Here is a 10,610-nt window from a genome sequence, read left to right on the forward strand (position 1 = left end):
CATGCCCGCCCCGTCGGCGGATCAGGAAGCGGCGGGTCCCGGTGTCGTGGAGGAGCGATGGAGGGATGGAGGGATGGAGGGATGGAGGGATGGAGGGATGGAGGGATGGAGGGATGGAGGGATGGAGGGATGGAGGCCAGGATGCACAATCCGATTCGGCTGTACATGTCGATGTCACTCGACGGCTACATCGCCGGGCCGGGTGATCGGCCAGGTCAGGAGCTCGGACGCGACGGCGGACGGCTTTTCAACTGGCTCGACGATCGGGAATCCGACGGTCCGAGCGGCCAGGTTTACCGCGAAGCGCTGGCGACCGGCGCGGTGATTTCCGGCCGACGGACCTTCGAACTCGCCGGGCGCTGGCAGGGCGACCATCACGACGGCGTGCCGATCCTCGTCCTCACCCACCAGGTGGATGACGGGGACGTGCCACCCGGCCACGCGCGTTTCGTCACCGACGTCGAGGAATGCGCCCGTCAGGCTCGCGCTGCCGCCGGGGACCGGCCGGTCATGGTCCATGGGGCGGGGGCGGCCCAAGCGCTTCTCCGAGCCGGGCAGATGGACGAGATGGAGATCCACCTGGTGCAGGTCCTCCTCGGGGACGGTCGACGGCTGTTCGACCACCTCGGTGGTAATCACATCGAACTCGACCTCGTCCGACGGCTCGAGGATCGAGACGTCACGCACCTCCGCTACCAGGTGCGCCGACCCGGGGAGGCCGCATGAAGACGCTCTTCGTGGCCTACCGCGTCACCGATCTGGATCGCTCGCTCCATTTCTACACCGCTTTGGGCTACGTCGAGCTGGGCAGGGTCGAGGTCGGCGACGGGAGTCGCCTCGTGATCCTCAAGTTCCCCGGCGAACCGGCGGCCTCGCTCGAACTGGTCCACCGTCCCGCCGGCGGACGCGTCGACGTGGGCAGTGGAATCGACCACCTCGCGATCCAGGTGGACACGCTGACTGTCACCCTGAAAACGCTGGCCGAGGCCGGCCTGGAGCCGGAGCCTGTCCAGTATCCGGGCGGCCCTCACGGCCCGAAGACGTCGTGGCTCACGGACCCGGACGGGTACCGGATCGAGCTGGTGGAGTGGCCGTTCGGACATCCCGACGGCATCACCGCAGCAGACTTCTCCTGAGGTGGTCACGGTGAGCGGGGTGGCGATGCTCCCCTCGGCGCGGCCGCAGCGCAACGCGCAGCGTCATCCCCACCCCATCCACAGGTCTTGACGATTGCTCATGCCCGCAGCTTCCCAAGCTGTGAGTCCGACCACGCGTACGACCGCCGAACGTGGTGCGAGCACGTCTGACGTGTATGCCGCACACACCTCACAGGACCCCAGCAGACCCCAGGACAGACCCTGAGTTAGGCTCGCGGCCCTTGGCAGGGATCTGCCATCTACCTTGGGGGTTCGCGGGTATGTCCGTTTTTATCTCCGTACCGCGCAGAGCGAGGAGCGTGACGTTCGTGGCCGTACTGCTCGTGGGGGGATCGGTTGCCTGCGGAGGGGGTGCCAAGAGCGGTTCCGCGGTTGCAGACCCACCCAAGGTGACTCCCGCGGCGGCTGTGGCGAACGCGGGGAAGAACGCCGAGGACATCACGTCGCTCCGCTATCGGATCAGCGGGACCGTACCGGGGAAAGGCCACCTGAAGGCCGAGGCTTCCATGAACACGCAACCGCTGGCCATGAGTATGAAGATGACCGCTGCGGCCGTCCGGGGCGGGAACGCCCAGTTGGAGATCCGGTTCGTCGACAAGGTGATATATGTCGGCGGGAGTGCGATACGTCCCGAGAAGCTGAACGGCAAGAGCTGGCTCAGCGCTGAGCCGGCCGTGTGGGGACGCGGCGGAGTGGACAACCAGTCCTACGGCGTACTGCCCAGTCAGCTGCAGGTGAGCCCAACCGTGCAGTCCACGCTTCTGACCGGGTCCAAGGACCTGCGGCTGATCGGGACCGAGACAGTCGACGGCGCAAAGACCACACACTACAAAGGGACGGTTAACAGAAAGGGCTTGACCGGAGGGCGCCTCGATCAGTTCATACAGCTGGAAGTCTCCGACCCGCTCACCATGGACCTGTGGATAGACGGCGACCACCGCACCAAACAGTTCCGTATGCGGGCCGAGCACAATGACGACCTGGTCGGCACCGGAGACGGGCCGCTCGACCTGACCATCACCTTCCTCGACATCAATCAGCCCGTGACCATCGAATCGCCGCCGACCAAGGACACCACCCCACTCGCGCCCACCGACGCACAGGAAGGCTGAGCGGCACCTGGGTCGAGGAAAGCCCCTAGACGCTGGCCCGTCTCAGTTTCCGTCTCATTCAGCCCCGTTCACGACCGTTCAGGCGAGACCCACAACCCTCCCGGCGTAGACGACCGATCGGCCATGAACCCAGGTGAACGCTCCCGCACCCAACCCGCAGCCCCGCCACCACAGTTGAAAAGCGTGTTGGTCCAAGGCCTGGAGTGAAGCGACGGTTGTAAAACGAGTGCCGGCACATGGTCCATCGTCGAGGATGCCCTCATGAACAACGACCTGGTGGCGTTCCTCAAGGTGCGCCTGGACGAGGAGGCCGAACTGGCCCAGCGCTGCGAGGCGGCCGGATGTTGCGGGGGGGGTGGACCGCCCGCGGGGACACGGTCGGCTTCCGCCAGGTGGACCTCACCGGTTTCCATCCCTCAATCGCGCAACACGTGGCCCTGCACGACCCCGTCCGTGTGCTGCGCGAAGTCGAGGCCAAGCGGCGCGTACTGAACCGTCACAGGCTCAGCCCCGCCGAAGGCGACCCTGAGCGTCCCTGGGACGACCGTGATGACTGCCAGTTCGACGGCGACCTATGGCCATGTGACGACCTGCTCAGGTCCGCGTTGACTGTCACGATCAAGCCGTGGCCAACCTTCCGAAGACCGCAAGCCGCCTGGACGCCTTCATGGACCTGATGGGCCCAGTGATCGGCGTCATGCTGCTGGCTGTAGGCATTGAGACCTACCGCAACGGTGGATCCATGGGCTGGCCCATCGCGGGAGCGGTCCTGCTTGTGATCAATTCCTGGGTGGGCTGGCGCCGCCTCGCCAGGCGCCGGAATCCGATCCCCTCGCCGTAGCGACGCCACGCAGCCGCCAGTTTCTGACATCCACGACTGACTGTGAGGATGCCGGACGGGGGTGCGGTCCGGGGACGAAACCCCGGAGGACCGGGAGATCGACCCCTCGACCAGGCGGCAGCGCTTCAACCGCACCGAGCACCTGAGGCAGATACCGCCGGACACCCATGCCGGCCGCCGTCTCAAGGGCTTCCGCCAGGACAGCGAGTCCCAGCACTCCCGCTTCGACCAGAGCCACCCCCCACAAGAGAGTCCCTGTCTCCGGGGCCGACGCGGTCCTGCCGATCTGCATCGGGGATCACGTCCCGGACCCGGTCCGCCGGTGAACGTCACTTCGGCATGCGAAGCCTCTGGTGGAGACGGTTCCCTCGATCGAAAACTCATCCACCAGAGGCTTCACCCGCCTGCCAGGCCGACATCGCATCCCGCCAGGCGAGTTGGAGCCGACCATGCTCTGGTGATCACAGGTGGGAGCGGCGGCCGGCCGGGCTGCCCGTTGCGCTGGACCGCCCGGCCGGACCGGGTGTCTACCGGACGTCGTAGGCGCGGGTGATGGTCTGGGTGACCGCGTTGCCGTTGGCGTCGGTGAAGGTGGCCTTCGTCATGACCTGCTTGCCGGCGGCGCCGGTGTGGTCGAGGACGGCCGTCCACTTGCCGCCCCGCCGCTGGGTCGGCGCCTGGGTCCAGGTGGTGCCGCCGTCGTAGGAGTAGGACAGCGAGGCCTCCGTGATCGCGCCCGGGGTGTACCCGGCGTGGCCCTCGACCGACAGGCCGACCCTGATGCCGCTCTGCGCCGGCAGGGTGTTCATGCCGTCCACCGGCAGGTCGTACGCCGGGGCGAGGATCGGCAGACCGCGGGAGTAGACGTCCGGCTCCCGGTGGGAGCGGAAGCTCCACGTGGTGGTGACAGCGGTGGAGCGCAGCCAGTTCCGGTCCGAGGAGGGGATCTTCTCCAGGTTCTGGGTGAGCTCGTACGCGGAGTCCTCGTCCGGCACCTGGAACACGCCGTACGGGTCGTAACTGCTGCCGATCTGCTCACCGTTGCGCTTCAGCACCAGGTTGCCGAGGTCGCCGAACGATCCGCCGTAGGACCAGTGGTCGCCGGAGCCGTCGACCCAGAGCGCGTTCTGGAATCCGATCAGGTCGCCCTGCCGCTCGGCGGACAGCATCAGCTTGCCGTCGGCGTCGCGCGGCGCGGCAGGCCGCAGGGGGCCGCCGTACCACTCCTGCGCGCTGCGCTGTCCGGCCCGGTAGGTGCGCTCCTGGTCGCCCATGAACGCGGCGAACGGGAAGCTGGTCATCGCGCCGTGGTACCAGGCGTCGTCGCCGGTCGTGTAGTAGGCGGTGCGGGTACCGGGCACATGGACCCCGCCGAACGGGCTGACGGTGATGTAGTCGCTGTCACCCCCGGAAGGGCGGACGAACAGTGCGTCGAGGTAGTCGCCTTCCTTGCCCATGGCCTTCCACGTCTCGGCGACCTGGGCGAGCCTGGAGTCCTTGGGCTTGTAGACCTGATCGGAGTACAGCGGACCCCGGGTCGGGTACGACAGGTTGTAGACGTAGGACGCCCCGTCCTGGGAGCCGATCGCCCGCCAGGTGGGCCGGAACTCGAAGGTGCCGTTCGTGGCACGTCCGTCGATGTCCGCGTAGACCTTCTGGACGCTCTTGCCGATCACGACCGAGCCGGCCATCAGCCAGGTGTCGTCCCATATGCGGCTGTAGCTGAACGTGGTGCTGTCCACCGTCGAAGGCCGGTCGGTGTGCAGGCTCAGCTGGTGGGCCTTGCGGGCGTCGAGGACGACGGTGGTGTCACGGGTGATCCGCAGCTGCGGCTGCGCGAGGTAACTGACCGACTCGGCCGCGTTGTTCGCGTCGTACGACACCACGAAACTGCTGAGAGCGTAGTCGCCCGGGCGCACGCTGTACGTCTGGTCGGCCGCACCCGCGTTGGTACGGCGCTCGCCCTTGTCGATGTCGAGCTTGACGAGGTCCAGGGAGGAGGAGCCGGCCGCGGGCTTGCCGTTGCGGTCGATGACCTTGACCCGCAGCGTGACCGTCTCCGGCTGGACGTAGAGCGTGACGGGCACGGAGACGTGCACACCTTCGCCGGTGGCCAGGATCCGGCCGGTGACCGCACCGTACTGGGCGTCCTTCAGACGGGCGGTGGGGTCGATCCGCAGCGGCACCCGAGCGGTGGCCCCCGCGGGGACCCTCACCTTGTCGTCCTCCAGCTGGACGATGCGGGAGTCGACGTCGCTGCCGTCGTTGCCGTGCACACCGCTGACCCTCAGTCTCAGGGTCAGATCGCGGCCGGTGGTGTTGGTGAACGGCACCCGCACGGTGGTGCGGTCCGAGGCGTCCTGCGGCCAGTTGTAGCTGCCGGCCTGGACGGCGGGCGCGGAGAGCACCTTCTGGTGCACCGCGGCGAACACGTCGAGGACACCGGCGCCGGTCTCGTCGGCTCCGGCGACCTTGCCGCCGGTGCGGGCGGAGGCGACCAGGGCGGCCTTGATCTGCTGCGCGGTCCAGTCCGGGTGGGCCTGGCGGACGACGGCCGCGGCGCCCGCGACATGCGGGGTGGCCATGGAGGTGCCGGACATCGTCCGGTAGGCGTAGACGCCCCGTCCGCCCGCGTTGGCCGCCGATATGTCGACGCCGGGGGCGGCGATCTCGGGCTTGAGAGTGTGGGTGACGGCGACCGGACCGCGGCTGGAGAACTGCGCCGTGGTGTCGTCGCGGTCCACGGCACCGACGGTCAGCACGCCGGGCACACAACCGGGCGAGGAAACGGTCTCAGTGCCCGAACCGGCGTTGCCGGCGGCGATGACGAACAGGGTGTGGGTGTTCTGCGAGAGCTGCTGCGCGGCCTGGGCCACCGGGTCGGCGCAGTCGCCGATCGCAGCACTGCCCAGGCTCATGGAGACGACATCCGCCTGCTGGTCGACGGCCCACTGCATACCCGCGATGACCCAGGAGTCCTGGCCGTAGCCCTGGTCGTTGAGGACCTTGCCGATGAGCAGGGAGGTACCGGGGGCGACGCCCTTCTTGCGGCCGTCACTGGCCGCTCCGGACCCGCCGACCGTGGAAGCGGTGTGAGTGCCGTGACCCACCTGGTCGTCGGTGGTCTTGGAGTTCGTGAAGTTCTCGGATGCGGCGACCCGGCCCACCAGGTCCGGGTGCTCGGCGTCCACGCCCGTGTCCAGCACGGCGACCTTGGTGCCCTTGCCGTCGTAGCCGGCCGCCCAGGCCTCCGGCGCGTGCACCTGCGCGGTGGACCGGTCCAGCGTGGCCTCGACCTTGCCGTCCAGCCACAGCTTCTTCAGTGTGGAGGCGGAACGTGAGCGGGCGTTGGTGATGTCCTGCCAGAAGGTGGCGGCCGTGTCCTTGCCGGCCTTGAGCGCGACGCCGTCCACAGTCGGGAGGCTCAGGCCCCGCTCGGCCCCGCGGGGGGCCGCCGGCGCGCTGCCGGCGAGGTTCACACTGTTCTGGTACGTGGCGATCAGCGGCAGCGTGTCGGTATGTGCGTCGTCGTATCCCTGGCGGATGAGCCCGGTGACGTTGAACAGCTGCTCGTCGACCTTGCCCTCGGCGATCGCCCGGGAGGCGTCCTCCGGGTAGACGTAGAGGTCCTTGCCCATCTGAAAGGTCTGCACGATCGGCTGTGCGCCGTCCTCGCGGGGCAGGACGGCCGCGGAGCTGTGACCCGACAGGTCCGTGGTCACCAGTACCTTGTCGCCGGTGACGAGCGTGACCGACACCTGCTTGCCGCCCGCCGCCGTGGTCCCACCGCCGACGACGGGCCTCTTCCCCGAGGCACCGTCGGACGGCGTGTCCGCCGCCGCCCCGGAAGGCAGGACCGCGGTGACAGTCAGGACGGCGACGGTCGCCGCGCCCAAGGCCGTACGCGTTATGGAGCGCATGGATCTCCCCACTGGATACCGTGAACATGTCAGGCTGTAGCTGGAGCCTGCCATGCATACGGACCTGCGAGGGACGCCGCGCGTGACGGGTTTCCCGCATGTCGGTTTCCCGTCACGCGGTCGCATCCGGCGGCTCGTCGGCTCGGTGGGGCTTGGGGCCCGGCAGGTGCAGGTACGCCCGCGTGCCCTTCGCCGCGATCATCCGGGCGAGCATCGGCCCGGCGGGTCAGAACCAGCCCGCACGTGCGGCGTGCCACCCGAGCTGCAGACGCGAATCAGCTCCGGCAAGGTCCATCAGACGGCGCGTCCGCCGCTCCACGGTGCGTATCGAGAGACCGAGTTGGGAGGCCACCCGCCGGTCGGAGACCCCCGCCAGCAACAGGGCGAGGACCTCCAGTTCCCCCTCGGTCGGCTGCTGATCGGCTGTCGGCTTCGCGCGCACACCCGTGGCGGTGGTGTACAGCGGACGGGCCTGGGCCCATTCCTTCTCGAAGAGATGGACCAGGGCCGTCAGCAGGCCACTGCGGTGCACCACGATGGCGCTCGGCTCACCGCCGGAGTCCGCCATGTCCAGCGGCACCATGGCACGCTCCCGGTCCGACACGACCATCTTCAGCGGCAGCGAGTCGACCAGACGAAGCTCGAGACCCGCCGCGATGGCCTCCCTCACATCCCTGCCCACGTCGGGACCGTCGAGATAGTCCTTGGCCGCCACGACCCGGAAGGCGACTCCGCGGTCCAGCGCGGAACTCTCCGACATGTCGGTGTCCTCGCGCGGTACCGCGATGGGCTCCCCGACGAGGAAGACGAGCAACTCCCGCTGAGCACCGCGCTGCAGTTGATGGAACCGGTGCGCGACCTGCTCCACGCCGACGACCACCTCCATGACGCTGCCCGCAGGATGCGCTGCGGTGCTGCGGTACTGCTCGGTCAGCATCGCGAACGCGGTCTCGGCCCGCTGAAGCGCGTTGCGCTGCTCGACGAGGAACGGGGCCAGGGCCACCGAGGGCGGGGTGATCCGGTAGCGGGCGGACGGCCGGCCGGCCCCGCGGCCGGCCACGTCAGGTGCCCCGCTCCCGGCCTCGGCGGCGATCACCACCAGACCACGTGCCGACAGGTCGAGCAGGATGCGGGTGGTCTCGGGCTCCTCGAATCCGGTCTGCCGGGCGAGGTCGTGCGCGGAGGCTGTCGGGCGAGCGAGCAGTGCGGTGTAGACAGCCTCTTCGGCCGGTCCCAATCCCAACGCCTGAAGCATCCAGCTCCCCTCGCGGGCGGCCGCCGTGTCTGCCCCTTGGTGCAGCTCAAACGCACCGAGCGGATCTTTCTCGGCCGACCCTATCCCACCGCCGGAAGTCACCCTGGGCTGCTGCCTGTTGCGCACCCACCTGGGACGCTCGGACCGGCCTCCCGGGTGGAAGACGCCGGTGCACCGTTCCTAGAGACTGAGCGGGAGTGAGTCCTGTTGCCAGAACCCTTGCTCAGTCGAACGCCCCGGACGGTGTTGGGCGTTCTGGTTGCCTGCGTTCGCTCCGCGTCCGGGCGGCACGGATCGTGTCCGTGGTCCGGGAATGCGGGGGCAGGGTCCCTCACGCCCCGGGGAGCCCGGTCGGGCCTGGACGGTCCGATGCCCGTACCCATCACGCTGGTGGGTACGGGGCGGTGCCGTCCGTCGCCGGATCGGATGCCCCAGGGCGCGCCTTCCGATCGCCACGGCGGCAGCGTCGTGGCGGGTGGTGGTGCGTTTGCTGGTGGTGAGGGGTTTTTGCCAGTGCTGGGCGCCCCAGCGGGAGGTGTAGGCGGGGTCGACGGCGACCAGCGGGATGCCGAGTTCGGTGGCCATCGATACCAGGCGGGCGCGCAGCCGGGCGACGGGCATGCCGGAGATCAGCTTGCGGAACTTCTTTCGGCGGCCGTGTTTTTCCCGGCTGGTCTCGGCGGTGAAGTCGAGGTCCTCGACGGCGATCGCCAAATGGTGGCGGGTGGCCCAGTGCAGCAGGCGGGTCAGCGCGTGGCGTACCTGGGCGTCGCGGTGGTCGGCGGTGCCGGACAGGTCGTAGTCGAAGCGGCGCGGGACGCCGACCGGATTGCCATGCACGTCCAGCCGCCAGGCGGCCAGGTGATCGGCGTTCGTGTCGACACCGATCAGGCCACCGGCCCGCACGGCGGTCAGGGGCACGGCCTGGGCGGGTGGGAGGGTCCAGGATGCGGTCAGATACCAGCGGTTGCGCTGGTGTCTTCGTGGATGCGGTAGGCCACCGCCCGGTTCGCCCCGACCCGGTCCCGCCATGTCTCGCCCCGGTGTGCGAACGACACTCGCGCGGTGAGGACGTAACGGCCGTGCGGGGCGTTGGAGAGGTGGGCGAGCGGGGCCGGGAGTTTGATGCTGACCTGCCCGTCGGGGCCGACGCGGATGGTCTCGTTGCCGTACCGCTTCCCGGACTCGCCGTCCGCCTGCACAAACCGGCGCGACGCCTGCCACCGCACCCGCCATTGTTCCTCGGTGAGCCGGGCCTGTTCCAGGTGATGGCGAGTGTTCAGCAGCCGTTTCCCGCCCCGCACCACCCGCACCCGCCCGGCCGCCCAGTCGGCCCGCGCCCGCTCCAGCCGGTCCTCCAACACGTACAGCCGACGCGTCTTGGCATGCCACTCCCGCCGACTGCGATATCCACCCGCCGCCCGCTTCGAACCCCTCTCGCCGAGCGGCAATGACAGCCGGTGCCGGATCGTGCCGACCCCGGCCTCGAGCTGCCGGATGTGCGCGGCCTGGCCGCGCCGGGCCAACGCCCACAGGTCATGCGTGGCCTTCGTCAACGACCCCGCCCACCGCGACGACGACAGCCCGCTCAGCTCGCGCTTGCGCGACGCCCAGCTTTCGTTGTCGTGCTCCAGACCGACCGCACACCGCAACTTGAGATCCCCCGACGCCAGCGAACCCAGATGGTCACCGACCAGCCGCAGCACCCTCTCGTCCTGCGCGGTCAGGCCCCTGAGCCGGTCCCGGACCGCCACACCCGACGGGCCGGGCACCACGAACGACGCCCCCACCTTTCGCAACCCACCCGCACCGCCCAACCCGCTCACCCCCGACCCGAACACCCCGCGAACATCCCTCACCCCACCCAACGACCACCACCCACACAGGTCACCCCTTCGAGACAAGAACTCCCGTTCCCGCTTGCGCTCTTATGCGGATGAACGTCGTCGACACTCACCCATGCACGCCCAAACACCCTCACGCGCAGTCAAAGGGCAGCAGGTGCCACCCCCCCTCAGGGAGTGACCGCCGGCGCCGGGACAGCTACGCGGAAGCCCTGGGTTCCGAGGTGTACCTGCTGCGGCACGTGCATCATCAGGCCGAAGAGGACGGCCTGGTTCGACACTTCACGGCCCGGGTCCTGCGGCCGGCCGTGCGTGGTGGACGCACGCCGGTCGCGGGACCCGGGTTCCCTGCGTCGTCAATCACTTCGTTCGTGTCCGGCGAGGCTGCGCGAGCATGCCCGGCAACCCGGTCGGCAGCCCGCTCGCCGCCTCGCGGACCACGGCAGGCAGGGGGCGAACTCGGGTGGGCCGGCAGGACCCC

The 10,610-nt window shown here is 69.2% G+C and carries 7 protein-coding genes and 1 pseudogene; 5 read left to right on the plus strand and 3 right to left on the minus strand.

Going from position 1 to position 10,610, the window contains the following annotated elements; translation table 11 throughout:
* Nucleotides 1-141 precede the first annotated feature (141 nt).
* The 5 genes from N4G66_RS44235 to N4G66_RS44255 all read left to right on the plus strand — a co-directional run bounded on the left by N4G66_RS44235 (nt 142) and on the right by N4G66_RS44255 (nt 3,110).
* Nucleotides 142-726, plus strand: a complete 585-nt coding sequence (locus N4G66_RS44235) for a dihydrofolate reductase family protein (protein WP_261709998.1) — start codon at nt 142-144, stop codon at nt 724-726.
* Nucleotides 723-1,136 carry a VOC family protein gene (locus N4G66_RS44240; RefSeq protein WP_261709992.1) on the plus strand — a complete coding sequence of 138 codons (414 nt, stop codon included), beginning with the start codon at nt 723-725 and terminating at the stop codon, nt 1,134-1,136. Before N4G66_RS44235 ends, N4G66_RS44240 begins: the two co-directional genes overlap by 4 nt.
* Nucleotides 1,137-1,465: 329 nt before the next feature.
* On the plus strand, nt 1,466-2,269 hold the full coding sequence (locus N4G66_RS44245) for an LppX_LprAFG lipoprotein (protein ID WP_261709993.1): 804 nt from the start codon (nt 1,466-1,468) through the stop codon (nt 2,267-2,269).
* 341 nt (nt 2,270-2,610) lie between these two features.
* A complete protein-coding gene (locus N4G66_RS44250; protein ID WP_261709994.1) occupies nt 2,611-2,946 on the plus strand; it encodes a DUF6221 family protein in 336 nt (111 codons plus the stop codon).
* Nucleotides 2,895-3,110 carry a hypothetical protein gene (locus N4G66_RS44255; RefSeq protein WP_261709995.1) on the plus strand — a complete coding sequence of 72 codons (216 nt, stop codon included), beginning with the start codon at nt 2,895-2,897 and terminating at the stop codon, nt 3,108-3,110. Before N4G66_RS44250 ends, N4G66_RS44255 begins: the two co-directional genes overlap by 52 nt.
* Before the next feature lie 527 nt (nt 3,111-3,637).
* Here the strand turns inward: N4G66_RS44255 and N4G66_RS44260 are convergent.
* The 3 genes and pseudogenes from N4G66_RS44260 to N4G66_RS44270 form a co-directional block, all read right to left on the minus strand.
* Complete coding sequence (locus N4G66_RS44260; protein WP_261709996.1) at nt 3,638-7,030, minus strand: S8 family peptidase; 3,393 nt, start codon at nt 7,028-7,030, stop codon at nt 3,638-3,640.
* A 226-nt stretch (nt 7,031-7,256) separates the two neighbouring features.
* On the minus strand, nt 7,257-8,273 hold the full coding sequence (locus N4G66_RS44265; RefSeq protein WP_261709997.1) for a helix-turn-helix domain-containing protein: 1,017 nt from the start codon (nt 8,271-8,273) through the stop codon (nt 7,257-7,259).
* A gap of 192 nt (nt 8,274-8,465) precedes the next feature.
* Nucleotides 8,466-10,163: pseudogene (locus tag N4G66_RS44270) on the minus strand (IS200/IS605 family accessory protein TnpB-related protein).
* Nucleotides 10,164-10,610 lie beyond the last annotated feature (447 nt).

Source organism: Streptomyces rhizosphaerihabitans, from assembly GCF_025399795.1.
GTDB classification, from domain to species: domain Bacteria; phylum Actinomycetota; class Actinomycetes; order Streptomycetales; family Streptomycetaceae; genus Streptomyces; species Streptomyces rhizosphaerihabitans.

Coding starts and splice junctions, on each gene's coding strand:
- N4G66_RS44250 (WP_261709994.1), top strand. CDS start 2,611: ATGTTGCGGGGGGGGTGGACCGCCCGCGGGGACACGGTCGGCTTCCGC.
- N4G66_RS44235 (WP_261709998.1), top strand. CDS start 142: ATGCACAATCCGATTCGGCTGTACATGTCGATGTCACTCGACGGCTAC.
- N4G66_RS44240 (WP_261709992.1), top strand. CDS start 723: ATGAAGACGCTCTTCGTGGCCTACCGCGTCACCGATCTGGATCGCTCG.
- N4G66_RS44260 (WP_261709996.1), bottom strand. CDS start 7,030: ATGCGCTCCATAACGCGTACGGCCTTGGGCGCGGCGACCGTCGCCGTC.